The organism is Vibrio sp. K4, from assembly GCF_051122595.1.
GTDB classification, from domain to species: Bacteria; Pseudomonadota; Gammaproteobacteria; order Enterobacterales; family Vibrionaceae; genus Vibrio; species Vibrio owensii.
Map to the genome: position 1 here is coordinate 3,767,891 of NZ_CP178577.1, position 26,382 is coordinate 3,794,272.

Consider the following 26,382-nt stretch of genomic DNA (forward strand, 5'->3'; position numbering starts at 1 on the left):
TAACAATCTGATAACGATAATTTTTACTAGGAAATCAACACAAGGACGACCATTTGGCTGTTGCAGCGTCTATTCCCCCAAGAGTTCTGGTTATTTATGCTCACCCAGAGCCGCAAAACTCCATTGCGAATCAAGTGATGATTAAAAAAATCGAATCGCTTGATCATGTCACGGTGCACGATCTTTATGGTGCGTACCCTGATTTCTTTATCGATGTTAACTATGAACACCACTTGTTGGCGGAACATGATGTGATCGTTTTTCACCATCCCCTCTATATGTATTCCTGCCCAGCGTTGCTAAAAGAGTGGATGGATCGCGTGTTAGGCAAAGGCTTTGCGTTTGGCGATGGTTGCGCATTAGAAGGTAAGTATTGGCGTAGCGTCATTACCACCGGAGGGAAAGAAGATGCGTTTAGTCCTATGGGCTACAACAAGTACCCACTTGAGCAAATTCTACAACCGTTCGAGTTGACCGCGGCACTATGTCAAATGCACTGGATGGAACCTTTAGTGTTGTATTGGTCGCGTAATGTTTCGGATATCGAACGTTATCAGCATGCAGAGCAGTATCGTCAATGGCTCAATCATCCCCTGAGAGAGTGGGGAGAGCAAGGAGGCCAACATGGCGATGACCAGTGAGTTTCTTCAAAGTAGCGTCGTTTTTCTTTCTGCCGCCGTTGTTGCCGTACCGATTGCTCAGCGACTTGGTTTGGGATCGGTACTTGGTTACTTGATTGCAGGTGTTTTAATTGGCCCTTGGGGGCTGGGGTTGATCAGCGATGTGGATGCGATTCTCCATTTTGCTGAACTCGGGGTGGTGTTGCTGCTGTTCTTAATTGGCTTGGAACTGAACCCCAAAAAATTATGGCAAATGCGTGGGCCGATACTCGGCTTAGGTGGCGCTCAAGTCATCGTGACCACGGCAGTGATCGGCAGTATCGTCAGCTTGTTTGGATTGAGCATGCAAGTCAGTCTCGTCATTGGTATGGGTTTGGCGCTCTCGTCGACGGCAATTGCACTCAAAGTGATAGAAGAGCAGGGGCAAGCCGGCACAGAAACCGGGCAGTCTGGCTTTGCGGTACTGTTGTTCCAAGACATTGCTGTTATCCCTATGCTCGCTATGTTGCCGTTACTTGCTGGTGGGCAAGGTGGCGGTGATTGGTTAGATGCTATTTGGGTACTAGGCAGTGTGGCTGCGTTATTAGTGGGCGGCCATTTCCTATTGCGTCCTCTGTTCCGTTTTGTGGTGATGAGTGGCGTGCGTGAACTTTTCACCGTTGCCGCTCTTCTAGTGGTACTTGGTATCTCTGTTGCGATGCAAAAGCTGGGGCTGTCGATGGCACTCGGCACTTTCCTTGCGGGCGTACTGCTGGCAGAAAGTGAATACCGTCATGAGCTAGAAATCGCGATTGAACCTTTTAAAGGTCTGCTGCTTGGCTTGTTCTTTATCGCTGTTGGTATGGCGGTGAATTTGGGCTTATTAGCACTCCAACCGTTCGCAATAATTAGTGCCGTGATTGCCCTTGTTGTCGTCAAAGGTTTGGTGCTGTATGTCTTGGCTCGCACTGCTCGAGTCCGTGCTAAATCACGTAGTCGTATGGCGGCGATTTTGAGCCAAGGTGGTGAGTTTGCGTTTGTGATTTTCACCGCAGCAAGCCAAGAAGGTATCTTAACTAAAGAGCAAGTTTCCTTCTTATTGGTTGTGGTGAGTTTGTCGATGGTGACGACACCATTGCTGCTCATGGGACAGAAAAAATGGTTTGCTCATACGCTGAATCAAGAAGAAGAGAGCGTGGCCAGCAATGTTGTTGATCGTCGACCACGAGTGATCATCGCAGGCTTTGGTCGTTTTGGTCAGATTGTTGGGCGCCTAATGTACGCTAACAAGATCAAAGTAACGGTGCTAGAAAGTGACGCGAGTCAAATCCACTTGCTGCGTAAATACGGCTATAAGGTGTTTTATGGTGATGCGACTCAAATTGATTTGTTACGTGCCGCAGGCGCGGATAAAGCGGAAGCCTTAGTGATCTGTACCGACTCACCAGATGAGGTCATGGCGATTGTCGATATTTGTCGTGAATACTTCCCGAAATTAAAAATCCTCGCCCGTGCTCGCAGCCGTGTGGAGGCGTATCAGTTGATGAATCATGGCGTGCAGAATTACTCGCGTGAAACCTTTTTAGGCGCCTTAGATCTAGGTCGCCAAGCGCTCGTAGAATTAGGCATGCACCCTTATCAAGCAAAGCGGGCAGAAGCACATTTTCGTAAGTTAGATAATGCTATGCTCAAGGACTTGTTGCCTCAGCACAATGAGGACAAAGAACTTGCTCAACGCTCAAAAGAAGCACGTAAAGAACTAGAAGAAATCTTTGGTCGCGAAATGGAAAGCGATCAACAGTCGCCAAATCATTGGAAGTAGTACCCGCGCAGCATCAAGCGGGAAAAGGAATAAAAGTGAAAGCCAAGAAACGTTTTATCGCGGGTGCAAGCTGCCCGAAATGCAGCCAGCAGGATACCTTACGCTGGTGGATCGAGAACAACATCGAACTGGTTGAGTGTGTTGACTGTGATTTTACCGAGCAGCGTAAACCGCAATCTGTAGAAAAAAATAAACACTCAGAACAAGAAATGATTGGGATTTTTAAGCCTGAGTAATTGAACTTCGTTAATTGATCCCCATAATACTACCATCTCGGTACTTAACCCCATTCTGGTTAGGTCAATTAATCTCCCTGGAGTTAGTATGAAAATTGAAAAGAACGTTGTTGCAAGCCTTGCATACAAAGTAATGTTGGAAGACGGTGTTGTTGTTGATCAATCAACAGCTGACGCGCCTCTTGATTACCTACACGGTCACAACAACCTGATCACTGGTCTTGAAAACGAACTAGAAGGCAAAGTGGCTGGCGACAAGTTCTCAGTAACAGTAGCTCCTGAAGATGCGTACGGCGACCACAACGATGCACTAGTGCAACGTGTTCCTGCAGACGTATTCCAAGGCGTTGACCAAATCGAAGTTGGCATGCGTTTCCTAGCAGATACAGACCAAGGTCCAATCCCTGTAGAAGTAACTGAAGTAGACGGCGACGAAGTTGTTGTAGATGGCAACCACATGCTAGCTGGCCAAACTCTAACTTTCGAAGTAGAAGTAATGGCTACTCGTGAAGCAACAGCTGAAGAGATCGAGCACGGTCACATCCACCAAGGTGGTGGCTGCTGTGGCGGTGACGACAAAGAAGGCGGCTGCTGTGGTGGCGAAGAGAAAGGCGACGACCACGAATGTTGTGGCGGCGGCGGTTGCGGTTCTCACTAATCGCACGCTCTTCACTAGATAACCTAATCTAGAAAAGCTTTGAAAAGCGCAAGTTGAGGTTTCAACTTGCGCTTTTTGTTTATCTAGGGTGTAGTGCAAATCATACAAGGAATAACAGTTGGACAAAGTGATGACGAAACCCTTCTCGATTGCGATTCATGGTGGTGCGGGCACTATCTTACGTGAACAGATGAGTGATGAACTGCAACAATCCATCTTGGCGGATTTAGAAGCTGCGGTAAAAGCGGGCCATCAAATTCTAGAAAAAGGCGGCGAAGCGTTGGATGCTGTGGTTGCTGCGGTTAAAGTTCTTGAAGACTCCCCTAATTTCAATGCAGGCAAAGGCTCGGTTCTTACCCATAATGAAATGGTAGAAATGGACGCCTCTGTAATGGATGGTAGAAACCAAGCGGCAGGTGCTGTTGCCGGTGTTCGTCATATTAAGAACCCCATCGAGCTCGCTCGTGATGTAATGAAAAACAGCAACCATGTGCTGTTAGTCGGCGAGGGCGCTGAGAAATTTGCTTTCGAACAAGGCCATGAGTACACCGAGCAAGATTACTTCTTCACTGATCGTCGTTATGAACAACTGATTTCTATGCGTGAGAAAGGCTTGTTTGCTCTTTCCGAGTCCCGTTACCCAGATGATCGTAAACACGGTACCGTCGGCGCTGTGGCATTGGATCAACACGGTAACTTAGCGGCAGCGACCAGTACTGGCGGTGTGACCAACAAGAAATACGGACGAGTGGGAGATTCCGCTCTGATTGGTTGTGGCACGGTGGCAGAGAACGGCGTTGTTGCGGTTTCCACTACAGGTGTCGGTGAGTTCTTTATTCGTAAACGAGTGGCGGAAGATGTCGCAGCCCGCATGCGTTACTTGCAAGAAAACGTCCATACTGCTTGTGAACATATCATCCAAGGTGAACTTAAAGAGATGGGCGGAGAGGGCGGTCTAATCGCTATCGATGCACAAGGTGAGTTGCACTTTGCGATGAACAGTTCTGGTATGTACCGAGCAGGGATCAACACTCAAGGTGAGTTGAGCGTAAACATTTACTCGGACGAGTAGCGATTCGCTTCTTAAAGACAACAAAGCCCAGATAAGAGCCTGGGCTTTGTGTTAGTTACTGCACTGGGATTCGGATGAATCAGTAGTGCGGTGGCGGTGTTTCTTCTGATGGATCGGCCAAATTCGACGAATCCATATTCTTCACTTTACCTACCACGTATTTCATCTGATCGAGCATCTTGGTGATTTGCAGTTGCTGCTGTGACAAGGCACCGTTCAGATCTTCAATCGTCTGTTCTTGGAACGCAAGCTGACATTCTAAGTCATTAATGCGTGCTTCCAATTGCTGAATGATTTTCTCTGTCATGATCCGTTCTCTAGCTGCCAAGCTTGGGCAATGCCCGCAGAAGTGGCAGTAATTACACGTTGCTTGGAATCAAAGGCTGCATCATACACGACCGCACGGGGAGGGCGAGTATCTTTTTTCGGCTCAACTTCAAATCTATCCACTCGTTTACCCGTGTGGGTATCCCATACCATCACGCGCCCTGAAGGCGTTCCTGTAACCAATAAGCGGCCATCGTCTGAGAATCGTGCCGTCGAGAAGATCAATTGACGAGACCAACTGCTGAGTTGTGTCACTTCTTCTCCAGTTTCTAAGTCCCAGATGATGGCTTGATTACCGCCATCGGACGTCATGGCCAGTTTCCCATCCCGTTGAAGCGCGACTCTTACCACGCGTTGTTCGTGTTCAAAGCTGCGCAGTACTTGGCCTGTTTCGGTATCCCACAGATACGCTTTGTAGTCGTTGCCACCTGTGAGAGCGAAGCGACCGTTGGGCGAGATAGCAACAGAATTGACTTTTTCTTGGTGCGCAAGGAACTCTAGCCGACGACCAGTGACTAAGTTGACGTAAATCGCTTTACCGTTGGACAGTCCAAGTAATACCTGTTCACCGTTACTGGTGATATCAACGTCTCGAATCAGCGCGTCATCGATAGACCACAGCCCTTCAGCTTGAGTCCATCCGAGATCCCACACAGCGAAGTTCATTTGGCTTGCTGTGACTGCATAACGACCATTGTCTGAAATGCGAATATGGGAGACCACATTGGCGGCTTGATCGAGTTCACCCAGCTTTGCGAGCTGTTTGTTTTGCTCCAAATCCCAAAGAACCAACTGGTGCTCTTTGGAGTACAGCAGCGCGAATCGACCATCTCGACTGAGCGCAAAGCTGGTGGAACCTTGTGGTTCGAGTGACCAACGTTGAACATCGCGATCGGTAAAAAAGCATCCATTTAACGTGGTGATGACAATTAAATATAGGAATAAATGAGAAATTCTTTGCATCACATCTAATAATCCGGTTTGTGTCTTAAGACATATAGCTAGTATATTGGTATAACGATTGTCTTCACTAGTCTCATAGAAGATTTGTGCACAACAACCAGTGGCTAAGCCATTATTGGGAGAATTTAATGAAATCAGTTTTAAAAGTGTCGCTACTTGCTGCAACAGTAATGCTAGCGGTAGGTTGTCAAAAAGAAGAAACAAAACCAGAAGCAGCACCTCAAGCAGAACAAGTTCAAGCAGAAACTGGTAAAGCAGTTCACTTTAAAAACGACGATGACAAAGCGGCCTACGCAATCGGTGTTTCATTTGCTAACTACCTAAGCACTAGCATTGAGAAACCAAGCGAGATTGGCATCGACCTAAACAAAGACCTAGTTCTTAAAGGTATCGAAGACGTATTTAAAGACAAAGCAGCGCTAAACGAAGAAGAAACTCGTGCAGCTCTAGAATCTCTAGACAAGCGCGTTGCTGAAACTATGCAAAAGCAAGCGGCTGAAAAAGCTGCTGAAGCGAAGAAAGCTGGCGATGACTTCCGTGCTGAGTTCGAGAAACAAGAAGGCGTAGTGAAGACAGATTCTGGTCTTCTGTACCAAGTTGAGACTCCAGCTGAAGGCGAGAAGCCAAAAGACACTGATACTGTTCAAGTACACTACAAAGGTACTCTGATCGACGGTACTCAATTCGACAGCTCATACGATCGTGGCGAACCAGCAACATTCCCACTAAACCGCGTAATCCCTGGTTGGACTGAAGGTGTTCAGCTAATGCCTGTGGGTTCTAAGTTCAAATTCGTTATCCCGCCAGAGCTAGCATACGGTGATCAAGACACACCAAGCATCCCTGCTAACTCAACGCTAGTATTCGAAGTTGAGCTACTAAAAATTGAGAACGACAACGCTGCTCAATAATTACAGTTAGCGATAACTTGATGAAAAAAGGTCCGTTTTACGGACCTTTTTTGTTCTAGGTCACTAGTTGGTGAGTTTGCTAGGTTGCCTTTCAAATTTTCTGATAAACTTACACCAATTTGTTGATTTTTCGCTCGAAGGCTTATGACAACTACAGAAACAATAAATGCGGAAATGTTGCTCGAAATGGAATCTGTCAACGTGATGCCATTTACCGAGCACGATAAAATCATCTTGAGATCTTACGAAGCGGTCGTGGACGGCATTGCCAGTCTGATCGGTCCTTTCTGTGAAATCGTTCTTCACTCACTCGAAGATCTCAATACCTCTGCAATCAAAATCGCTAACGGCGAGAACACTGGTCGTCAGGTGGGCTCTCCTATCACAGATTTAGCGCTTAAGATGTTGAAAGACATCGAAGGCTCTGAGCGTAACTTCTCGCGTTCGTACTTTACCCGCGCAAAAGGCGGCGTATTGATGAAGTCGATCACCGTTGCTATTCGTAACGGCGAAAACCGCGTGATTGGTCTGCTTTGTATCAACGTCAACCTTGATGCACCTTTCTCTCAAGTTCTTCAATCGTTCATGCCAACGCAAGAAGCGAAAGAAGCGGCGTCTTCTGTTAACTTCGCAAGCGATGTTGAAGAACTCGTAGACCAAACGGTTGAGCGCACGATTGAAGAGATCAACGCTGACAAATCGGTATCGAACAACACCAAAAACCGTCAGATCGTGATGGAGTTGTACGACAAAGGCATCTTCGACATCAAAGACGCCATCAACCGCGTCGCAGACCGTCTAAACATTTCTAAACACACCGTTTACCTATACATTCGTCAGCGTAAAACTGAGGACGAATAAGCGTGAGTGGATTAACTTACACGCTGGTCGTGAATGGTCCAGTTTACGGCAGTCAATCGGCACGCAGCGCATACCAATTCGCACAAGCGGTAATTGAACAAGGACATACTCTGGTGAGTGTGTTCTTTTACCAAGATGGCGTCACCAATGGTACGGCTCTGAGCGTGCCTGCCAACGACGAGTTTGACCTAACCAAAGCATGGCAATCACTCGTACAGCAACACGATGTTCGTTTGGAAACGTGCGTGGCAGCGGCATTGCGTCGCGGTATCATCAGCGAAGATGAAGCGAATCAACACGGTCTTGAACAGAACAACCTAGCTACAGGGTTCGAGCAAGCCGGTTTGGGGAGCTTAGCCGAAGCCATGTTAACCCAAGATAGAGTGGTGCAGTTTTGAGTCAGCTAACTTACCTATTTCGTAGCGCACCTCATGGTAGTAATGCAGGACGTGAAGGTGTGGATGCACTGCTAGCGGCATCTGCGTACTGTGAAGACATCACCGTTCTATTTGTTGGCGATGGTGTGTATCAGTTACTGCTTGGACAAGAGCCTAATGGCATCTTAAGCAAAGACTACGCACCAATGCTCAAGCTGTTCGACTTGTACGACATTGAGCAAGTGTTTGTTTGTGCCGATTCGCTTGCCGAGCGAGGCTTGGCTCAAGCCGATTTAGTCATTGATGCAGAGGCTCTAAACACTGAGCAACTAAAAGCTAAACTGCAACAAGCGGGCAAACTGCTGTCATTCTGAGGAAGCCATGTTACATATCATCAAATCCGTAGCTGCATTAGACGATGCAATGGCACTGTACCATGAGCAAGATGATGTCTTGTTGATTGAAGATGCCGTGTACGCTGCGAACCCTCAGCATAAGGCGTTCAGCAAGGTAAAAGGTCCATCAGTGTTTGCGCTGCAAAGCGATATTGAAGCCCGTGGTATGAGCAATCGTATCAGCCCATCTATTGAGGTGATTGGCTATGCTGGCTTTGTTGAACTAACAGCAAAACAAGCCAAATCTCTGACTTGGGATTAACCCTTCTTTCCTGTCGATTGAGCTTTACGGACTAATTACCCTAATTGAACAAAAAAGATCCGTATATTTCTTGACACACCTCTCACTGCTGCATAGAATTTTGCGTCCCTAACTGCCAACCGCTGTTAGGGATAGATTTTTCACAAAGCTTACTTTCAAGTAAATCAGGAGCTAGTTAATGGCAACTATTAACCAGTTGGTACGTAAGCCACGTGCAAAGCAAGTTGTTAAAAGCAACGTGCCTGCACTAGAAGCGTGCCCACAAAAACGTGGTGTATGTACTCGTGTTTACACTACTACACCTAAAAAACCTAACTCAGCACTTCGTAAAGTTTGTCGTGTACGTCTGACAAACGGCTTCGAAGTTACATCGTACATCGGCGGTGAAGGTCACAACCTTCAAGAGCACAGTGTTGTACTAATCCGTGGCGGTCGTGTAAAAGACCTTCCGGGTGTACGTTACCACACTGTTCGCGGTGCACTTGACTGTGCTGGCGTTAACGACCGTAAACAAGGTCGTTCTAAGTACGGTGTGAAGCGTCCTAAGTCTTAATGGATTCCGTTAAGTAAGGCCAAACACTAAATTATTTTTAATTTTTTGAAAAAACTGAAAAGTTTTGGATAAAACCTGAAGAAGACAACGGAGAAAATCCATGCCACGTCGTCGCGTCATTGGTCAGCGTAAGATCCTTCCAGATCCAAAGTTCAAATCTGAACTGCTGGCAAAATTCGTTAACATCCTAATGGTTGACGGTAAAAAATCTACTGCAGAGAAAATTGTTTACACTGCACTAGATTCTATGGCTGAAAAGTCTGGTAAAGACCACTTAGCTATTTTTGAAGAAGCTCTTGAAAATGTTCGCCCAGCGGTAGAAGTTAAATCTCGCCGTGTAGGTGGTTCAACTTACCAAGTACCTGTAGAAGTACGTCCGGTTCGCCGTAACGCACTTGCTATGCGTTGGTTGGTTGAAGCTGCGCGTAAGCGTGGTGAAAAATCTATGGCTCAACGCCTAGCTGCTGAAATGCTAGACGCGTCTGAGAACAAAGGTACTGCGGTTAAGAAACGTGAAGACGTTCACCGCATGGCTGACGCAAACAAAGCGTTCGCTCATTACCGTTGGTAATACCTTTTCAGTGCTGCAAGGTTCCTTGCAGCACTTCTTTAGTTCCTATGCATATGCTAGGAACTATTGCTATATCTAGGGGATAGCATTTTTTAGCTATAGCAATAGTCCCTATCTCTAAGTAAGAGGATTCAATCGTGGCTCGCAAAACTCCTATTGAGCGCTACCGTAATATCGGTATCTGTGCTCACGTAGATGCAGGTAAAACAACCACTACTGAACGTATTCTGTTCTACACTGGTCTGTCTCATAAAATCGGTGAAGTTCACGATGGCGCAGCAACCATGGACTGGATGGAGCAGGAGCAAGAACGTGGTATCACAATCACGTCTGCGGCGACTACTACCTTCTGGCGTGGTATGGAAGCACAATTCCAAGAGCACCGCGTTAACATCATCGACACCCCTGGACACGTTGACTTTACTATCGAAGTAGAGCGTTCTCTGCGCGTACTTGATGGTGCAGTTGTTGTGTTCTGTGGTTCATCTGGTGTTGAACCTCAGTCTGAAACTGTATGGCGTCAAGCTGACAAGTACCACGTTCCACGTATGGTATTTGTAAACAAGATGGACCGTGCAGGTGCTGACTTCCTACGCGTTGTGGACCAAATTAAAAACCGTCTTGGTGCGAATCCTGTTCCAATCCAACTGAACGTTGGTGCAGAAGATGATTTCCGTGGTGTTATCGACCTTATCAAGATGAAAATGATCAACTGGAATGAAGCCGACCAAGGCATGTCGTTCACATACGACGAAATTCCAGCAGACATGCAAGAGCTTGCTGAAGAATGGCGCAACAACCTAGTTGAAGCGGCAGCGGAAGCAACTGAAGAGCTAATGGACAAGTACCTTGAAGAAGGTGAACTGTCTGAAGCTGAGATCAAACAAGCTCTACGTACTCGTACACTAAACAACGAAATCGTACTGGCTACTTGTGGTAGTGCGTTCAAAAACAAAGGTGTTCAAGCTGTACTAGACGCAGTGATCGAATTCTTGCCGTCGCCAGTTGATGTTCCTGCAATTAAAGGCATCGACGAAAGAGAGAACGAAGTTGAGCGTCACGCAGACGACAACGAACCGTTCTCAGCACTAGCATTCAAGATCGCGACTGACCCATTCGTGGGCACGCTAACTTTCATGCGCGTTTACTCAGGTGTTGTGAACTCAGGTGATGCTGTTTACAACTCAGTAAAAGACAAGAAAGAGCGTTTCGGTCGTATCGTACAGATGCATGCGAACAAGCGTGAAGAAGTAAAAGAAGTTCGCGCTGGTGATATCGCAGCTGCTATCGGTCTGAAAGACGTTACAACAGGTGACACGCTATGTGACCAGAACCACAAAGTGATTCTAGAGCGCATGGAGTTCCCTGAACCGGTAATTCAGATCGCGGTAGAGCCTCGCTCTGTTGCCGATCAAGAGAAGATGGGTATTGCACTGGGTAAACTAGCGGCAGAAGATCCATCATTCCGCGTAAAAACGGACGACGAAACAGGTCAGACACTGATCTCTGGTATGGGTGAGCTTCACCTAGATATCATCGTTGATCGTATGAAACGTGAATTCAGCGTTGACTGTAATGTTGGTAAACCTCAGGTTGCGTACCGTGAAACAATCCGTGGCAACGCGGAAGTTGAAGGTAAATTTGTACGTCAATCTGGTGGTCGTGGTCAGTATGGTCACGTATGGATCAAACTGGAGCCATCTGAACCTGGTGAAGGTTTTGTCTTTGTTGACGAAATTGTGGGTGGTGTTGTTCCTAAGGAATACATCAACTCGGTAGCGAAAGGTATCGAAGAGCAAATGAACAGCGGTGTTCTAGCGGGTTATCCTGTATTAGATATTAAAGCCACTCTGTTTGATGGTTCTTACCACGATGTTGACTCTAACGAGATGGCGTTTAAGATCGCTGGCTCGATGGCATTCAAGAAGGGTTCATTAGAAGCACAGCCTGTTCTTCTTGAGCCAATGATGAATGTTGAAGTAACTACTCCTGAAGATTGGATGGGTGATGTTGTTGGTGACCTTAACCGCCGTCGCGGTATGATCGAAGGTATGGACGATGGTGTGGCTGGTATTAAGATCATCCGCGCTCAAGTACCACTATCTGAGATGTTTGGTTACGCAACGGACCTACGTTCTGCAACTCAAGGCCGTGCGTCTTACTCTATGGAGTTTAACGAGTACGCTGAAGTACCGAAAAACTTCGCAGATAAAATCATTGCAGACCGTGGTTACTAATTAAAACGCTTTGAGCTGAAAAAAAGTCCAGCTTTTTTTAAAGATCAATGCGTCCAAATATTGCGCTAACAGGCGTTGGCGCATAAAATAACAATTTCTGGCGCGTCGGGATCAATAATGATCACGGCGAATCATAACTAGGAAGGAACACGATTGTGTCTAAAGAAAAATTTGAACGTGTAAAACCGCACGTAAACGTTGGTACTATCGGCCACGTTGACCACGGTAAAACTACTCTAACTGCAGCTATCTGTACAACACTTGCTAAAGTATACGGCGGTGCTGCTCGTGACTTCGCATCTATCGATAACGCTCCAGAAGAGCGTGAGCGCGGTATCACAATCGCTACTTCTCACGTAGAGTACGACACTCCAACTCGCCACTACGCACACGTAGACTGTCCAGGACACGCGGATTATGTTAAAAACATGATCACTGGTGCTGCACAGATGGACGGTGGTATCCTAGTTGTTGCTGCGACAGATGGTCCAATGCCACAAACTCGTGAGCACATCCTACTAGGCCGTCAGGTTGGTATCCCATACATCATCGTATTCATGAACAAATGTGACATGGTTGACGATGAAGAGCTACTAGAACTAGTAGAAATGGAAGTTCGTGAACTTCTATCTGAGTACGATTTCCCAGGTGATGACCTACCAGTTATCCAAGGTTCAGCTCTAGGCGCACTAAACGGCGAAGAGCAATGGGAAGCTAAGATTGTTGAACTAGCAGAAGCGCTAGATTCATACATCCCTGAGCCAGAGCGTGCAGTAGATATGCCATTCCTAATGCCTATCGAAGACGTATTCTCAATCCAAGGTCGTGGTACAGTAGTAACTGGCCGTATCGAACGTGGTATCCTAAACGTAGGTGACGAAGTTGCTATCGTAGGTATCAAAGACACTACTACTACTACATGTACTGGTGTTGAAATGTTCCGTAAGCTTCTTGACGAAGGTCGCGCTGGTGAGAACGTTGGTGCACTTCTACGTGGTACTAAGCGTGATGAAGTTGAACGTGGTCAAGTACTAGCTAAGCCTGGTTCAATCACTCCACACACTAAGTTCGAGTCAGAAGTATACGTACTTTCTAAAGATGAAGGTGGTCGTCACACTCCATTCTTCAAAGGCTACCGTCCACAGTTCTACTTCCGTACAACTGACGTAACTGGTGACATCTCTCTACCAGAAGGCGTAGAAATGGTAATGCCAGGCGACAACATCCAAATGCAAGTTGAGCTAATCGCTCCAATCGCTATGGACGAAGGTCTACGTTTCGCTATCCGTGAAGGTGGCCGTACTGTAGGTGCTGGTGTTGTTGCTAAGATCTTCGACTAATTCTTACTGAATTAATCGTAATCTTGCACTCTTCTTCTTTTTGAAGAAAGCGCTAGAAAAAGGGAAGCTAAGGCTTCCCTTTTTTATACCTGCTATTCCTCTTTTCAATATGGTTATAAGCCCATCATTCTTAGTCATGCTTTTTATTTTTTAAAAACATGAGCTTAGTTCTACTCGATTTTCTCTTCTTTTTAGCCATCCGCTAAGTCACTGAAAACTGCTAAAACGGTCCAGATCGTTATAACAAAACGTTCTGTAATTCGCCTTAATACAACTGGTAACAATAACGATTCTTGTTTATATTTCATTCCAAAGTAAAATTTAAAGGTTTTGAATATGTACGTTTGTCTTTGCCATGGTGTCTCTGACAAGAAAATTAGGAAGTTGGCGATAGATGAAGGCGTAACCGACATAAAAGGAATCAAACGATGTACTGCTCTTGGTAGCCAATGTGGCAAGTGCATCAAGCAAGCAAAAGAAATTTTAGCTGAAACGGAATACTTAACACTGAAACAAGCTAGCTAATTATTAGTTAGGGCTTTTTGACACCTTCTCATTTGCTTCTACATTTAAATGAAGCCAAAGAGGAGGGCTTTGTCATGAAAGGCGATCCAATCATAATCCAACATCTCAATAAAGTGCTCGGCAACGAGCTCGTCGCTATCAATCAATATTTCCTTCATGCTCGAATGTATAAAGACTGGGGCTTAAAGCATCTTGCTGACAAGGAGTACCACGAATCGATTGATGAAATGAAGCACGCTGATCATCTGATCGAACGTATCTTGTTTTTAGAAGGGCTACCTAACTTGCAGGATCTCGGTAAGCTAATGATTGGAGAAGATACCAAAGAAATGCTTGAGTGCGACTTAAAGCTCGAGATGGCCGCGATTCCCGATTTAAAAGATGCGATTGCTTATGCTGAAGACGTTCGTGATTACGTATCTCGAGATCTTTTCCAAGAGATCTTAGAGGATGAAGAAGAGCATGTTGATTGGCTTGAGACACAACTTGGCTTGATCGAAATGTCCGGCATAGAGAATTATCTGCAAGCACAGTACGTTGATGAAGAGTGAGAAGATAACGCTGTTTTCTCATCTGAACGAAGTGATTCAAAGAGCACCTGACCTGTAAACTAGGTGCTCATCACTAATATCTGGTCTAATCTCTTTTATTATCGGCCTTTTTAAGGATATCGCTCGCAATCTAGCCTATGAAGATTGACTTCTATCCTTTAGAATTTATTCCCCCTTACCGAAAAAATAACAAAAGAGAAACGATCCATGTCTGAAGACAATCGCCAAGAAGTCACCCCAGAAGAAGAACGCCGCCAACAAGCATTGGATTACCATGCATACCCAACTCCAGGAAAAATTGCAGTAGAGTTGACTAAGCCTGCTGAAACTGCAAATGATCTTGCTCTTGCATACAGCCCTGGTGTTGCAGAGCCTGTACGTGAAATCGCACAGAACGCTGACAACGTGTATAAGTACACAGCGAAGGGCAACATGGTTGCGGTTATTTCTAACGGCACGGCTATTCTTGGTCTTGGTAACCTTGGCCCGCTAGCTTCTAAACCAGTAATGGAAGGTAAAGCGCTATTGTTCAAACGCTTTGCTGGTTTAGACTCAATTGATATCGAAGTAAAACACCGCACGATCGACGAATTTGTCGACACAGTAGCAAACATTGCTGATACATTCGGTGGTATTAACTTAGAAGATATCAAAGCACCAGATTGTTTTGAGATTGAAAAGCGTCTGATTGAACGTTGTGACGTACCTGTATTCCACGACGATCAACACGGTACAGCGATCGTAACGGCAGCAGGTATGTTGAATGCAATCGAGCTGCAAGGTAAGAAGTTAGAAGAATCAACCATCGTTTGTCTTGGTGCGGGTGCTGCGGCTGTGGCATGTATGGAGCTGTTGATCAAATGTGGCGCTATGCGCGAGAAGATCTACATGCTGGATCGTAAAGGGGTGATCCATACACGTCGTGACGACCTAAACGAATACAAACAATTATTCGCAAATAACACGGATAAGCGCACGCTAGAAGATGTGATTGAAGGTGCGGATCTGTTCTTGGGTGTATCGGGTCCAAACCTACTACCTGCAGAAGCATTGAAGCTAATGGCAGATAAACCAGTGGTGTTCGCATGTTCAAACCCAGACCCAGAAATCAAACCAGAATTGGCTCACGAAGTGCGTGATGACTTGATCATGGGTACTGGTCGTAGCGACTACCCGAACCAAGTAAACAACGTGCTTTGCTTCCCATTCATTTTCCGTGGTGCGTTAGATGTGCGTGCAAGCGAGATTAATGATGAAATGAAGCTAGCGGCAGTTGATGCGATTCGTGAATTGGCAAAAGAGCCAGTTCCAGAAGCGGTATTGAAGGCGGCAGGCGTAGACAAGCTAGAGTTTGGTTCTGACTACATCATTCCAAAACCAATGGACTCACGTCTATTACCACGCGTAGCAAAAGCGGTTGCACAAGCTGCAGTTGATTCAGGTGTCGCGCGTATTGAGATGCCTGAAAACTACATGGCTGAGTAATTAGTAGAGTAGACGCTTCAGATAAACAAAAGGGACGCCAGTGCGTCCCTTTTTCGTTTGGTTTGAAACTGCCCCCGGTGCAGGTTCTCATCTTGACGAATTTGTAAGCAATTATTCTTCGTCAAACGCTTCGAATTCGATGCCCATTGCTGTCATCAGTGCTTTCGCTTCCGTCGGAATATCATCTGGACGGTCTTTACGAAGGTCTTCATCTGTTGGCAATGGTTGACCTGTGTAAGCATGTAGGAACGCTTCACATAGTAGTTCACTGTTAGTCGCATGGCGTAAGTTGTTGATCTGGCGGCGAGTTCGCTCATCAGTCAGCACTTTTAAAACTTTTAGCGGGATAGAGACGGTAATTTTTTTTACTTGTTCGCTTTTTTTACCGTGCTCAGCATACGGGCTAATGTATTCGCCATTCCAGTCAGCCATTGCGCACCTTCATTAATGTAATAAGTTAGAGAAATAAATATAGGTGCTGATTTTAGCTGCATTTACTGCCATAAGCAAAGACATATAGACGTCTAGAAGTGTTGACGTCTCATTTTTAGACAAGTAAAGTGAGGTTAATAGTTAGGGAAGAGTGTTAATCAATTGAGCAATACAAGCTAGATATAGCGCATTCCCATTTAGATGTCACCACCCGTGAAAGGATACACCCATGAGCACCCGTAAGCCTGCGACCATTGCTGTACGCACTGGTATCGAGTCAGACAGTCAATATCACGCTGTTGTACCACCAATCTACCTTTCTACTAACTACGGCTTCCCTGCGTTTGGTGAAGTTCCACAATACGATTACACCCGTTCTGGTAACCCAAACCGAGGCTTATTAGAAAAAGCACTGTACGAGCTTGAATCAGGCAAAGGCGCGGTTGTCACTAACTGCGGTACGTCGGCACTAAACCTTTGGGTATCGGCATTTCTTGGACCTGATGACTTAATTGTTGCGCCGCATGATTGCTACGGTGGTACTTACCGTTTGTTCAATACTCGTGCTAACAAAGGCGATTTTAAAGTGCAGTTTGTTGACCAGTCGGATCAGCAAGCGTTGGATGCGGCGATTGCGAAAAAGCCAAAGCTTATCTTGCTAGAAACACCGTCAAACCCACTCGTACGCGTTGTTGATATTGCGGCTGTGTGTGAGAAAGCAAAACAAGTCGGCGCTTTAGTCGCAGTAGACAATACCTTTTTGACACCTGTGTACCAAAAGCCTTTGGAGCTTGGTGCGGATTTTGTTATCCACTCAACAACGAAATACATTAATGGTCACTCTGACGTGATTGGTGGTGTGGTGATCACCAAAAGCGAAGAGCATGCTGAAGAATTAGCATGGTGGGGTAACTGCATTGGCGCTACGGGTACGCCATTCGACAGTTATATGACGCTCCGTGGAATTCGCACGCTGGGTGCACGAATGCGAGTCCATGAAGAAAGCTCTCAGCAAGTGTTGGCGTATCTGCAAACACAATCTTTGGTGGCGAAGATTTATCATCCGAGTCTGCCAGAGCATCCGGGTCATGACATCGCGAAAAAACAACAATCAGGCTTTGGCTCTATGCTGAGCTTTGAATTTGCCGGTTCGTTTGAGCAATTAAAAGTGTTCGTTAAAGAGCTAGAACTGTTCTCCCTTGCTGAGTCGCTAGGTGGTGTAGAAAGCTTGATTTGTCACCCTGCTTCAATGACGCATCGTGCGATGGGTGAAGAAGCTCTAGCTGAAGCAGGTGTTTCTCAACAGTTACTGCGTTTATCAGTTGGCTTAGAAGATGCGCAAGATCTGATTGCCGATCTTGAGCAAGCATTCGCGAAAGCAGCACAGTAATTGGGAGAGAAAAGGTCATGAGTGTACAACGTCAGCTGCATAAATTTGGTGGTAGCAGCTTAGCAAACCCAGAGTGTTACCAACGCGTCGTGGGGATCCTGAAAGAGTATTCATCAGAAAATGATTTAGTGGTGGTGTCTGCAGCAGGCAAAACGACTAACCGCTTGATTGAATTTTTGGAAGGGTTGGACAAAGACGGCCGCATTGCACACGAGGCGCTGCAAAGCTTACGTCAGTTCCAGACAGAATTAGTCGAAGCTTTGTTAGAAGGAGAGGTACAAGCGCAAGTGCTTGCTTCACTTCAAGATGAATTCAGTACCTTAGCTGAGTTAACGGCTCCGCTAACAGAAGCACAAAAAGCCGCAGTGCTGGGGCATGGTGAAGTCTGGTCTTCACGTTTGCTAGCCGCATTGTTATCTCAGCAAGACTTGCCAGCAGTCGCTCAAGATTCACGTGCCTTTTTGCGCGCAGAAGCAGGTACGCAGCCAGAAGTTGATCGTGCTCGTTCTTATGCACTTATTAAAGAAGCATTAACTCAACATAACCATAAGCGCGTCATCATTACGGGTTTCATGGCTCAGAATAATGCAGGTGAAACCGTCCTGTTAGGTCGCAATGGTTCAGATTACTCAGCCACTGTGATTGGTGCTTTGGCGGAAGTAAATACCGTGACAATCTGGAGTGACGTCGCTGGTGTGTATAGTGCAGACCCGCGTTTGGTGTCGGATGCCTGCTTGTTACCTCTGCTGCGTTTAGATGAGGCCAGTGAGCTTGCTCGTTTAGCCGCTCCAGTATTGCACAGCCGTACGCTTCAGCCCGTTGCTCAAAGTGCGATGGATTTGAACTTAAAGTGCAGCTATCAACCAGAATCTGGCTCAACGCGTATTGAACGTGTATTAGCCTCGGGTCGTGGTGCGAAGATCATTACTTCCCTTGATGAAGTGCTACTGGTGCAACTGTCATTTGTGCATGGCCATGATTTTGAGCGAGCGCAGAAAGAAGTATTGCAGGCGTTAAAGCGTGCTCAATTAGAGCCACTAGCATTTGAAGCGCAAGAGGATCAGCAAACCTTGCGTTTGGCGTACACGGCAGAGATTGCTGGCGGTGCATTGACTTATCTACAAGAGCTCGCCGTTGAAGCAGAGATCAAACTGAAAGAAGGGTACTCATTGCTAGCGGCCGTTGGCGCTGGTGTGACGAAAAACGCAAACCACTGCTTTGGTTTTTACCAACAACTTAAGCATGCACCTGTTGAGTTTATTTCAGAGACGGAATCTGGCTTGAGCTTGGTCGCCGTACTGCGCCGCGCAGAAGTGGAAGAGTTAGTTCAACGTATTCATAGCCAGCTGTTTCAAGCGCAAAAGCGTGTAGCGGTGGCCTTGTGTGGTAAAGGTAACATTGGTTCAAGTTGGTTATCGCTGTTTGCAGAGCAAAAAGAAGAGCTCGAAAAACGCCACGGAATGAGCTTTGATTTAGTGGCCGTTGTAGACAGCCAGACTTATTGGTTCGATGAAAACGGTATTGATGCAGCAACGGTTGCCCAGCGCTTCGATGATGAAAGCATTGAGAATGACGGTCACTGGCTCAATAAACTGGGCGCTCTGCAAAATTACGATGAAGCGGTCGTGCTTGATGTCACGGCAAGCAAGGAGCTCGCTGCCCGCTATGTAGACATTGCACAGCAAGGTATTCACCTGATCTCTGCAAACAAAGTGGCGGGTTCAGCAGACAGCCAGTACTACCATCAAGTGCAAGATGCTTTTGCGAAGATCGGTCGTCATTGGCTTTACAACGCGACAGTGGGGGCTGGGCTACCGATAAACCATACCGTTCGAGATTTACGTGAAAGTGGCGATGATATTGTCGCACTATCAGGCATTTTCTCCGGTACGCTATCTTGGTTATTCCAACAGTTTGACGGTTCGGTACCTTTTGCGGAGCTTGTCGATTTGGCATGGCAACAAGGTTTGACTGAGCCTGATCCTCGCTCCGATTTAGATGGTTCTGATGTTATGCGCAAGCTGGTTATCTTAGCCCGTGAGTCTGGTTTAAATATTGAGCCTGAGAGCGTGAAGGTTGAGTCACTTGTTCCTGAGGAATTACGTGATTTGAGCATTGATGCTTTCTTCGACCAAGGTGATATTCTCAGCGAGATTCTTCAAGAACGTTTGACCAAGGCGCAGAGAAACGACCAAGTGCTACGTTACGTCGCGCGCCTAGAGCGTAATGGTAAAGCAACGGTGGGTGTCGAAGCGTTATCTCGTGAGCACGCATTAGCGAACTTGCTGCCATGCGACAACATCTTTGCCATTGAGAGTAAGTGGTACAAAGACAATCCTTTGGTGATTCGTGGTCCGGGTGCGGGGCGCGAAGTAACGGCTGGTGCGATTCAATCGGACCTTAACCGCCTAGCGGGCTTGTTCTAAATCTCGCTGAAGCAATTTTTGCGAACGACAACAAAACCTCGGACTGTCTCCGGGGTTTTTTATTATTTGGATAATGCCATACTGGATTGGGAGTTTTGGCTAAGGATTAGTCATACAGGAACTTGAACTATCCTCATCATGAACTTGAGAAAAATTCATAATCACAAGGTTGACATTAAATCACATTCAATACATTCTGTAGACATATAGACGTCTAAACGGCGATTTAAGGAATTTTGATTTCGTGGTGGAGTTGCCACAGGGAGAGTAAGATGGGATACACGCATGCAGGGCACATCGATGCCTTAAACCAGAATATCGCTGAACTATCAGACAATATCAACGTCTCATTTGAGTTTTTTCCACCAAGCAGTGAGAAGATGGAAGAAACACTGTGGAACTCAGTACACCGCCTTAAAACTCTTCAACCAAAATTTGTATCTGTTACGTACGGCGCAAACTCAGGCGAACGTGACAGAACTCACTCGATCATTAAAGAAATCAAAGCTGCGACAGGCCTTGTTGCTGCGCCTCACTTAACTTGTATCGATGCATCTCGTGATGAACTCATCAACATTGCAGATGACTATTGGAATAACGGTATCAAGAACATTGTTGCCCTACGTGGTGACATTCCACCAGGTGGCGGTGCGCCAGATATGTACGCTTCGGACTTGGTAGAGTTGCTTAAAGCGCGCCATGATTTCGATATTTCAGTAGCCGCTTTCCCAGAAGTTCACCCAGAAGCAAAAAGTGCTCAATCAGATCTGCTTAACCTAAAGCGTAAGGTAGATGCAGGGGCAAACCGTGCAATTACCCAATTCTTCTTCGATGTGGAGTCTTACCTACGCTTTCGTGACCGCTGTGTAGCGGCAGGAATCGACGTTGAAATTGTCCCAGGTATTTTGCCAGTCTCTAACTTCAAACAAGCCTCTCGCTTTGCGGCTCAGAACAACGTGAAAGTACCAGGCTGGATGAGTAAGCAGTTTGAAGGCCTAGATGATGACCCAGTGACGCGTCAGCTCGTTGGTGCAAGCCAAGCGATTGATATGGTTCGTGTATTAAGCCGTGAAGGTGTAAAAGATTTTCACTTCTACACATTGAACCGTGCAGAGATGACTTATGCACTTTGCCACACTCTAGGTGTTCGTCCACAAGTTGCAGTAGGCGCTTAATACGCTTTTCCTAAATAAACAAAAGGCTTGCCCATCGGCAAGCCTTTTTCGTTTCATTTAAAGTGACGAATTAGCCGATCACTTCAAGTTCTGTTAGCACTTCTTCTGCCCAGTTAATCCACGCTTCACGTAGCATTAAGTTGCGACGAAGTGTTAGACGCTCAAGACGCGCTTGTTTGTCTAGTGTTGATGGCGTTGCGTAGTACGCTGCTTCAATCTCTTTGTAGTGAGAAACCAGTTTGCGAGACTCTTCTACAAGCTCAGAAAGTTGATCGCGGAACGGCGTCGCTGGTTGCACTGCACAAGCCATTAGCTTTGCAGAGAACTCATCACGTACTGTTGGGTGTGCAGTTGGTTGATCAAACCACTCGCCCAGAGCGCTACGACCAGCGTCAGTGATTGAGTATACCTTACGGTCTGGTTTGCCTTCTTGAGGTTCTAATACGCAAGTAACCAGTTCTTTCTCAGCCATTTTATTAAGTTCACGATAAACTTGTTGGTGGCTTGCTTTCCAGAAGTAACCGATGCTAGCTGAGAATTCTTTAGTGATGTCGTAACCGGTAGCGTCGCGAGTGCTAAGTACAGTTAAAATTACGTGTGGTAATGACATGTCTTCAATCCAAATGGTCAATAAACTTGTAAACAAGCTATCTACACTTTCAGTTGCGCTCTTATTGGCGCTTGAGTTTTTTATGTGTAAATAGCACCAACAATGTTGGTCCTGTCACCTTAAAGCCGTTTATCACCTAGAGTGATGGGTGTTTCCATCGAGCTGGAGCTTATTTGATTGGACTTGTGAGCTTCCAGCAGGCAAGTAGTATATAAATAATAAGCATGAAGTGGAATAGTAGGACAAAATTACCCAAAAAAACTAATAAAATACTCAATAGTATTTTTGTGTAGTGATTTATTTTGTTTTTAAGAGACTTTTTGTTTTCTTTTTGGATTAATGAGCTGGTTGCGTATTGCTCAAATAGTAGAAGTGATTGGTGATTAGTAATAAAGGCTGAGCAAGAGCTCAGCCTTTTAATGCTTTTAGCGTAGCTAAGTTAACCTGTGTTACGCATACCTGCGGCAATACCAGCAATCGTCACCATCAATGCTTCTTCAAGATTTGCAGAAGCTTCTTCTGTTTGACGAGTACGGTATAGCAACTCTGCTTGAAGCATGTTCAATGGCTCTACGTAGATGTTACGTAGGCGGATTGATTCTTGGCCCCAAGGGTCGCTTTGCATCAGGTTCTCGTTGTTCTCTACGTTCAGTACGGACTTAATATCACGCTGAAGCTGTTCACGTAGTCGGTCACCTAATGGCTGAAGTGGCGTCTCAACTAGGCGTTGATCATAGTAACGAGAGATTTCCATGTTGCACTTGGTGTACACCATCTCAAGCATGCCTAGGCGAGTTGAGAAGAATGGCCATTCACGACACATCCCTTCCAGTAGCGCCTGATGACCTTTGTCTACCGAGTATTGAATTGCTTCACCAGCACCTAGCCATGCAGGTAGAACCAAGCGGTTTTGGCTCCAAGAGAAGATCCATGGAATCGCACGTAAGCTTTCTACGCCACCGTTTGGATTACGTTTTGCAGGGCGAGAGCCTAGAGGCAGTTTACCTAGCTCAAGCTCAGGTGTTGCTTGGCGGAAGTAAGGCACGAAGTCTGGTTCACCACGAACGACGCTACGGTAAGCTTCACAGCTCACTTCAGACAACACGTCCATTAGGTCGCGCCACTCTTGTTTAGGCTCTGGTGGTGGCAGTAGGTTAGCTTCAAGGATTGCACTCGCGTACAGGTTGAAACTGTTAACGGCAACATCAGGTAGACCCAGTTTAAAGCGGATCATCTCACCTTGCTCTGTTACACGCAGACCGCCTTTCAGGCTCTTAGGTGGTTGAGACAGTAGTGCCGCATGAGCAGGCGCACCACCACGACCAATCGTACCGCCACGACCGTGGAACAGTGTGAGTTCTACGCCTTCTTCTTCTGCAACTTTTACCAGTGAATCCATCGCGTGGTATTGCGCCCAGCCTGCTGACATTACGCCCGCATCTTTTGCAGAGTCAGAGTAGCCGATCATCACCATTTGGTGGTTTTGGATAAAGCCACGGTATAGGTCGATGCCCATCAGCTGTTTGATTACCGCTTCCGCGTTGTTTAAATCGTCTAGCGTTTCGAACAGAGGACATACGTCCATGCGGTAAGGGCAACCTGCTTCTTGCAGCAGTAGGTGCACAGCAAGTACGTCAGAAGCGGTACGTGCCATTGAGATAACGTAAGCACCAAACGCTTCACGAGGCTGCGCAGCAACAATCTTACAGGTATCCAAAACCTCTTTAACTGGCGCTGATGGTTCCCAGTCACGAGGTAGAAGAGGGCGTTTAGATGCAAGTTCGTTAGTTAGGAAAGCTACCTTATCTTGCTCGCTCCACTGCTCGTAGTCACCAATACCTAGGTAACGAGTCAGTTCAGATAGAACGTCGGCATGACGAGTACTTTCTTGACGGATATCGAGACGAACTAGGTGAATACCGAACGCTTTAACACGGCGTAACGTATCCAGCAGTGAGCCGTTAGCAATCACGCCCATGCCACATTCGTTTAGTGATTGGTAACACGCGTAGAGTGGCTCCCAAAGCTGCTCTACTTTTTGCAGTGGCGCTTTGACTGCCAGTTTCTGGCCATGAACTTTCGCGTCTAGAATGTCTTTCGTTTCGTTCAATAGTGAACGAAGCTGTTTTAGGATCGCACGGTATGGTTCGTGCTGATCATCACCGGCAAGCTCACGAACTTTGTCGTTGCACACTGTCATCGACAGTTCGCTGATCAGTTCGTTGATGTCATTGAGGTATAGGTCTGCCGCTTTCCAGCGAGACAGAAGCAGTACTTCACGAGTCACGCTGTGGGTTACAAATGGGTTACCGTCACGGTCACCACCCATCCAAGATGAGAAGTGCACAGGGCGGGCATCAATTGGTAGACCTTCGCCAAGGTAAGATTTCAGGCGGTCGTTCATTTCACGTAGGAAGTCAGGTACGGCTTCCCATAGTGAGTTCTCTACAACCGCAAAGCCCCACTTGGCTTCATCAAGAGGCGTTGGACGCTGCTGACGGATAACGTCAGAGTGCCAGCTTTGAACGATAAGTTGCTCAAGGCGACGTTCAGTTTTCTTACGCTCTTTGAAAGAGAGATCGCTCAGCTCTAGCTTAGATAGGCACTCGTTGATCTTCACGAGTTTGTTGATCATGGTGCGACGAGTGATTTCGGTTGGGTGCGCAGTTAGAACCAATTCAATGTTCAGGTCGCGAACCGCTTGTGCCGTGTCTAGCTTGCTCACATCATTTTGCACTAGCTTTGAGAACAGCGAGTTAATTGCGTCAGGTTCGCAGATGTGCTCTTCACAATGGCGTGAAATGGTGTGGTATTGCTCAGCAATATTGGTCAGGTTTAGAAATTGGTTGAACGCGCGGGTCACGGGCGTCAATTGCTCATCTGGTAGGTTTTTAATTTCTTCTATTAAGCTGTCTCTGTCAGCATTATTCCCAGCTTGAGCCGATTTGGATAATTTACGAATGGTTTCCACTTTCTCGAAGATTTCTTCGCCATGAGCATCACGAATTGTGTTACCCAGAAGGTGGCCCAACATGCGCACATTACTTTTGAGTGCGGCGTATTTCTCGTTCATTGTCATCCTGCCTCGTAAAAAAACTACATCCATTGTCCTTGTTAAGACTCCAATCTAGCGAAAACCACCAGTTCTAGTCAAATAAAGCAGAGTAAGTTTGCAATTATTCCACTGCTCTCCTGATTTAGAGCAAAATTAGGTCAGCTTATACCGCTTGAAGTGAAAATTAATTACAAAATCGCTCACTATAAGAAGGATATAGCGTGCTAGAAGATGAGTGGCGTAGATAACAAAATGCAGCCCAATCGAGCTGCATTGTCAGGAAAGTACAGAATGCGACTAACAACAATATTTCACCATCGCACGTGACAGCACATCGATAGTTGGGTCAATAAAGTCGAAAGAGAGGAACTCATCTGGCTGGTGGGCTTGGTCAATAGAGCCAGGACCAAGAACTAAGGTTGGGCACAACTGTTGAAGAAATGGTGCTTCAGTACAGTAGTTAACGGTTTCTGAACTGGTTTGGCAGATCTCTTCAACACCACCAATAAATGGGTGATCGTGTTGACATTCGTAACCCGGAATTGGCTCGTGCAGGGGAATAATTTCTAATCGCCCTGGCCATTTCGCTTCGACTTCTTTCAAGGCTCCGCGCAGCATGTTCTCTAAACCATCAAGGCTAATACCAGGAAGAGGACGCACGTCATAATGCAGTTCACAGCAGCCGCAAATACGGTTTGCACTGTCACCGCCATGAATATGACCAAGGTTTAGGGTAGGGCTCGGAATGGCAAAACCCGGATGGTGGTACTCTTTCACTAGCTTGTCACGCAGTTGCATCATGGCAAACATGACCTCATGCATGATTTCAATGGCGTTGACACCAAGTGCTGGATCCGATGAGTGACCAGATTTACCCGTTACGCGAATAGCATTTGCCACATGTCCTTTGTGACCACGAATAGGCACTAGGCTAGTAGGTTCACCAATGATGCAGTAATCCGGTTTAAACGGCGCGTTCTCAGTGAAATGACGCGCACCCAGCATGGTGGTTTCTTCATCACAGGTCGCCAACACATAAAGCGGCTTGGTCTGCTTACTCCAGTCGACTTTCTTTACCGCTTCATAAATAAAGGCAAAGAAGCCTTTCATATCCGCCGTACCTAATCCGTAAAAGCGGTTGTCTTTCTCGGTCAGCTTATGTGGGTCAAAACTCCAGCGTCCTTCATCAAATGGCACGGTATCACTGTGGCCTGCGAGAAGTAAGCCGCCTTCACCGTCACCCATACGTGCGATCATATTGTGTTTGCCTGGTTCCACTTCGATCACTTCAACACTAAAGCCAAGATCTTTAAACCAAGATGCCAGCTTCTCGATCACTTTGGCATTGCCTTGATCCCAACTTGGATCGGTTGAGCTTATCGAAGAGGTACTGATCAGTCCTTCGTAGACCTCTAGAAAACTTGGTAATTGCATGGATTCTTCAATTCTCCTGTTGACAGACAGAGCACAAAAATGTAAAACACATATTAAATCATATTTATTGAATAAAAAATCAAAATAAAGCAAAAATTAAATATGAATAATCACT

At 46.3% G+C, this 26,382-nt stretch carries 26 protein-coding genes; 20 read left to right on the forward strand and 6 right to left on the reverse strand.

The features are described from left to right. The first annotated feature begins 53 nt into the window (after positions 1 to 53). The 5 genes from kefG to ACLIIY_RS17115 all read left to right on the forward strand — a co-directional run bounded on the left by kefG (position 54) and on the right by ACLIIY_RS17115 (position 4,387). Positions 54 to 641, forward strand: coding sequence for a glutathione-regulated potassium-efflux system ancillary protein KefG (gene kefG, locus ACLIIY_RS17095; protein ID WP_005438364.1), 588 nt, complete (start codon positions 54 to 56; stop codon positions 639 to 641). Next, positions 625 to 2,421, forward strand: coding sequence for a glutathione-regulated potassium-efflux system protein KefB (gene kefB, locus ACLIIY_RS17100; RefSeq protein WP_009705496.1), 1,797 nt, complete (start codon positions 625 to 627; stop codon positions 2,419 to 2,421). The genes kefG and kefB overlap by 17 nt, the downstream gene beginning before the upstream one ends. Positions 2,422 to 2,456: 35 nt before the next feature. Continuing rightward, positions 2,457 to 2,657, forward strand: coding sequence for a YheV family putative zinc ribbon protein (locus tag ACLIIY_RS17105; protein ID WP_033005797.1), 201 nt, complete (start codon positions 2,457 to 2,459; stop codon positions 2,655 to 2,657). Between the two features lie 88 nt (positions 2,658 to 2,745). Then, entirely contained in the window at positions 2,746 to 3,315 is a 570-nt protein-coding gene (gene slyD, locus ACLIIY_RS17110; protein ID WP_005438368.1) for a peptidylprolyl isomerase, read from the forward strand. Positions 3,316 to 3,445: 130 nt separating this feature from the next. Beyond that, positions 3,446 to 4,387 carry an isoaspartyl peptidase/L-asparaginase family protein gene (locus ACLIIY_RS17115; RefSeq protein ID WP_039840868.1) on the forward strand — a complete coding sequence of 314 codons (942 nt, stop codon included), beginning with the start codon at positions 3,446 to 3,448 and terminating at the stop codon, positions 4,385 to 4,387. Positions 4,388 to 4,466: 79 nt separating this feature from the next. Here the strand turns inward: ACLIIY_RS17115 and ACLIIY_RS17120 are convergent, their stop codons facing one another. Together ACLIIY_RS17120 and ACLIIY_RS17125 are read right to left on the reverse strand one after the other, a co-directional pair. Beyond that, positions 4,467 to 4,694 (reverse strand): SlyX family protein, encoded by a 228-nt coding sequence (locus ACLIIY_RS17120; RefSeq protein ID WP_005381455.1) that lies wholly within the window; start codon positions 4,692 to 4,694, stop codon positions 4,467 to 4,469. Beyond that, the gene (locus tag ACLIIY_RS17125) at positions 4,691 to 5,677 is read right to left on the reverse strand and encodes a WD40 repeat domain-containing protein (protein ID WP_434528563.1); all 987 of its coding nucleotides are present in this window, start codon (positions 5,675 to 5,677) and stop codon (positions 4,691 to 4,693) included. The genes ACLIIY_RS17120 and ACLIIY_RS17125 overlap by 4 nt, the downstream gene beginning before the upstream one ends. A gap of 128 nt (positions 5,678 to 5,805) precedes the next feature. Here ACLIIY_RS17125 and fkpA point away from each other — a divergent pair, with 128 nt between their 5' ends. From fkpA to ACLIIY_RS17185, 12 genes are all read left to right on the forward strand, one after another. Then, a complete protein-coding gene (gene fkpA / locus ACLIIY_RS17130) occupies positions 5,806 to 6,588 on the forward strand; it encodes an FKBP-type peptidyl-prolyl cis-trans isomerase (protein ID WP_009705500.1) in 783 nt (260 codons plus the stop codon). A 144-nt stretch (positions 6,589 to 6,732) separates the two neighbouring features. Beyond that, positions 6,733 to 7,449 (forward strand): helix-turn-helix transcriptional regulator, encoded by a 717-nt coding sequence (locus ACLIIY_RS17135; protein WP_005438378.1) that lies wholly within the window; start codon positions 6,733 to 6,735, stop codon positions 7,447 to 7,449. 2 nt (positions 7,450 to 7,451) lie between these two features. After that, positions 7,452 to 7,847 (forward strand): sulfurtransferase complex subunit TusD, encoded by a 396-nt coding sequence (tusD, locus tag ACLIIY_RS17140; protein ID WP_434527943.1) that lies wholly within the window; start codon positions 7,452 to 7,454, stop codon positions 7,845 to 7,847. Continuing rightward, a complete protein-coding gene (gene tusC / locus ACLIIY_RS17145; RefSeq protein WP_005438386.1) occupies positions 7,844 to 8,200 on the forward strand; it encodes a sulfurtransferase complex subunit TusC in 357 nt (118 codons plus the stop codon). Before tusD ends, tusC begins: the two co-directional genes overlap by 4 nt. Before the next feature lie 7 nt (positions 8,201 to 8,207). Next, positions 8,208 to 8,483 carry a sulfurtransferase complex subunit TusB gene (tusB, locus tag ACLIIY_RS17150; RefSeq protein WP_434527944.1) on the forward strand — a complete coding sequence of 92 codons (276 nt, stop codon included), beginning with the start codon at positions 8,208 to 8,210 and terminating at the stop codon, positions 8,481 to 8,483. A gap of 178 nt (positions 8,484 to 8,661) precedes the next feature. Beyond that, the gene (gene rpsL / locus ACLIIY_RS17155; RefSeq protein WP_004399892.1) at positions 8,662 to 9,036 is read left to right on the forward strand and encodes a 30S ribosomal protein S12; all 375 of its coding nucleotides are present in this window, start codon (positions 8,662 to 8,664) and stop codon (positions 9,034 to 9,036) included. A 100-nt stretch (positions 9,037 to 9,136) separates the two neighbouring features. Then, positions 9,137 to 9,607, forward strand: coding sequence for a 30S ribosomal protein S7 (rpsG, locus tag ACLIIY_RS17160; RefSeq protein WP_005438390.1), 471 nt, complete (start codon positions 9,137 to 9,139; stop codon positions 9,605 to 9,607). Positions 9,608 to 9,744: 137 nt separating this feature from the next. Next, positions 9,745 to 11,844 carry an elongation factor G gene (fusA, locus tag ACLIIY_RS17165; RefSeq protein ID WP_005438392.1) on the forward strand — a complete coding sequence of 700 codons (2,100 nt, stop codon included), beginning with the start codon at positions 9,745 to 9,747 and terminating at the stop codon, positions 11,842 to 11,844. Positions 11,845 to 11,999: 155 nt separating this feature from the next. Beyond that, on the forward strand, positions 12,000 to 13,184 hold the full coding sequence (tuf, locus tag ACLIIY_RS17170; protein WP_005438393.1) for an elongation factor Tu: 1,185 nt from the start codon (positions 12,000 to 12,002) through the stop codon (positions 13,182 to 13,184). A 336-nt stretch (positions 13,185 to 13,520) separates the two neighbouring features. Next, positions 13,521 to 13,709 carry a (2Fe-2S)-binding protein gene (locus ACLIIY_RS17175; protein ID WP_005451472.1) on the forward strand — a complete coding sequence of 63 codons (189 nt, stop codon included), beginning with the start codon at positions 13,521 to 13,523 and terminating at the stop codon, positions 13,707 to 13,709. A 74-nt stretch (positions 13,710 to 13,783) separates the two neighbouring features. Next, complete coding sequence (gene bfr / locus ACLIIY_RS17180; protein ID WP_005438394.1) at positions 13,784 to 14,260, forward strand: bacterioferritin; 477 nt, start codon at positions 13,784 to 13,786, stop codon at positions 14,258 to 14,260. 207 nt (positions 14,261 to 14,467) lie between these two features. Beyond that, complete coding sequence (locus tag ACLIIY_RS17185; RefSeq protein ID WP_009705505.1) at positions 14,468 to 15,745, forward strand: malic enzyme-like NAD(P)-binding protein; 1,278 nt, start codon at positions 14,468 to 14,470, stop codon at positions 15,743 to 15,745. A 111-nt stretch (positions 15,746 to 15,856) separates the two neighbouring features. Here the strand turns inward: ACLIIY_RS17185 and metJ are convergent, their stop codons facing one another. Next, a complete protein-coding gene (gene metJ / locus ACLIIY_RS17190) occupies positions 15,857 to 16,177 on the reverse strand; it encodes a met regulon transcriptional regulator MetJ (protein WP_005432736.1) in 321 nt (106 codons plus the stop codon). A 229-nt stretch (positions 16,178 to 16,406) separates the two neighbouring features. Between metJ and ACLIIY_RS17195 the strand changes: the two genes are divergently transcribed. The 3 genes from ACLIIY_RS17195 to metF all read left to right on the forward strand — a co-directional run bounded on the left by ACLIIY_RS17195 (position 16,407) and on the right by metF (position 21,168). Then, positions 16,407 to 17,567 (forward strand): O-succinylhomoserine (thiol)-lyase, encoded by a 1,161-nt coding sequence (locus ACLIIY_RS17195; protein WP_005438396.1) that lies wholly within the window; start codon positions 16,407 to 16,409, stop codon positions 17,565 to 17,567. A gap of 17 nt (positions 17,568 to 17,584) precedes the next feature. After that, the gene (locus ACLIIY_RS17200) at positions 17,585 to 19,993 is read left to right on the forward strand and encodes a bifunctional aspartate kinase/homoserine dehydrogenase II (RefSeq protein WP_434527945.1); all 2,409 of its coding nucleotides are present in this window, start codon (positions 17,585 to 17,587) and stop codon (positions 19,991 to 19,993) included. A 272-nt stretch (positions 19,994 to 20,265) separates the two neighbouring features. After that, entirely contained in the window at positions 20,266 to 21,168 is a 903-nt protein-coding gene (gene metF / locus ACLIIY_RS17205) for a methylenetetrahydrofolate reductase (RefSeq protein WP_005438398.1), read from the forward strand. 70 nt (positions 21,169 to 21,238) lie between these two features. Here the strand turns inward: metF and ACLIIY_RS17210 are convergent, their stop codons facing one another. The 3 genes from ACLIIY_RS17210 to argE all read right to left on the reverse strand — a co-directional run bounded on the left by ACLIIY_RS17210 (position 21,239) and on the right by argE (position 26,267). Beyond that, positions 21,239 to 21,778, reverse strand: a complete 540-nt coding sequence (locus ACLIIY_RS17210) for a PadR family transcriptional regulator (protein ID WP_009705507.1) — start codon at positions 21,776 to 21,778, stop codon at positions 21,239 to 21,241. Positions 21,779 to 22,217: 439 nt separating this feature from the next. Then, a complete protein-coding gene (gene ppc, locus ACLIIY_RS17215; RefSeq protein WP_434527946.1) occupies positions 22,218 to 24,851 on the reverse strand; it encodes a phosphoenolpyruvate carboxylase in 2,634 nt (877 codons plus the stop codon). 279 nt (positions 24,852 to 25,130) lie between these two features. Next, positions 25,131 to 26,267 carry an acetylornithine deacetylase gene (gene argE / locus ACLIIY_RS17220; protein ID WP_039842516.1) on the reverse strand — a complete coding sequence of 379 codons (1,137 nt, stop codon included), beginning with the start codon at positions 26,265 to 26,267 and terminating at the stop codon, positions 25,131 to 25,133. Positions 26,268 to 26,382: the final 115 nt, after the last annotated feature.

Excerpts from the sequence above, each read along its gene's own strand:
- kefB (WP_009705496.1), top strand. The coding sequence starts at position 625 with ATGGCGATGACCAGTGAGTTTCTTCAAAGTAGCGTCGTTTTTCTTTCT.
- slyD (WP_005438368.1), top strand. The coding sequence starts at position 2,746 with ATGAAAATTGAAAAGAACGTTGTTGCAAGCCTTGCATACAAAGTAATG.
- ACLIIY_RS17115 (WP_039840868.1), top strand. The coding sequence starts at position 3,446 with ATGACGAAACCCTTCTCGATTGCGATTCATGGTGGTGCGGGCACTATC.
- ACLIIY_RS17120 (WP_005381455.1), bottom strand. The coding sequence starts at position 4,694 with ATGACAGAGAAAATCATTCAGCAATTGGAAGCACGCATTAATGACTTA.
- ACLIIY_RS17125 (WP_434528563.1), bottom strand. The coding sequence starts at position 5,677 with ATGCAAAGAATTTCTCATTTATTCCTATATTTAATTGTCATCACCACG.
- fkpA (WP_009705500.1), top strand. The coding sequence starts at position 5,806 with ATGAAATCAGTTTTAAAAGTGTCGCTACTTGCTGCAACAGTAATGCTA.
- ACLIIY_RS17135 (WP_005438378.1), top strand. The coding sequence starts at position 6,733 with ATGACAACTACAGAAACAATAAATGCGGAAATGTTGCTCGAAATGGAA.
- tusB (WP_434527944.1), top strand. The coding sequence starts at position 8,208 with ATGTTACATATCATCAAATCCGTAGCTGCATTAGACGATGCAATGGCA.
- rpsL (WP_004399892.1), top strand. The coding sequence starts at position 8,662 with ATGGCAACTATTAACCAGTTGGTACGTAAGCCACGTGCAAAGCAAGTT.
- rpsG (WP_005438390.1), top strand. The coding sequence starts at position 9,137 with ATGCCACGTCGTCGCGTCATTGGTCAGCGTAAGATCCTTCCAGATCCA.
- ACLIIY_RS17175 (WP_005451472.1), top strand. The coding sequence starts at position 13,521 with ATGTACGTTTGTCTTTGCCATGGTGTCTCTGACAAGAAAATTAGGAAG.
- bfr (WP_005438394.1), top strand. The coding sequence starts at position 13,784 with ATGAAAGGCGATCCAATCATAATCCAACATCTCAATAAAGTGCTCGGC.
- ACLIIY_RS17185 (WP_009705505.1), top strand. The coding sequence starts at position 14,468 with ATGTCTGAAGACAATCGCCAAGAAGTCACCCCAGAAGAAGAACGCCGC.
- metJ (WP_005432736.1), bottom strand. The coding sequence starts at position 16,177 with ATGGCTGACTGGAATGGCGAATACATTAGCCCGTATGCTGAGCACGGT.
- ACLIIY_RS17195 (WP_005438396.1), top strand. The coding sequence starts at position 16,407 with ATGAGCACCCGTAAGCCTGCGACCATTGCTGTACGCACTGGTATCGAG.
- ACLIIY_RS17200 (WP_434527945.1), top strand. The coding sequence starts at position 17,585 with ATGAGTGTACAACGTCAGCTGCATAAATTTGGTGGTAGCAGCTTAGCA.
- metF (WP_005438398.1), top strand. The coding sequence starts at position 20,266 with ATGGGATACACGCATGCAGGGCACATCGATGCCTTAAACCAGAATATC.
- ACLIIY_RS17210 (WP_009705507.1), bottom strand. The coding sequence starts at position 21,778 with ATGTCATTACCACACGTAATTTTAACTGTACTTAGCACTCGCGACGCT.
- ppc (WP_434527946.1), bottom strand. The coding sequence starts at position 24,851 with ATGAACGAGAAATACGCCGCACTCAAAAGTAATGTGCGCATGTTGGGC.
- argE (WP_039842516.1), bottom strand. The coding sequence starts at position 26,267 with ATGCAATTACCAAGTTTTCTAGAGGTCTACGAAGGACTGATCAGTACC.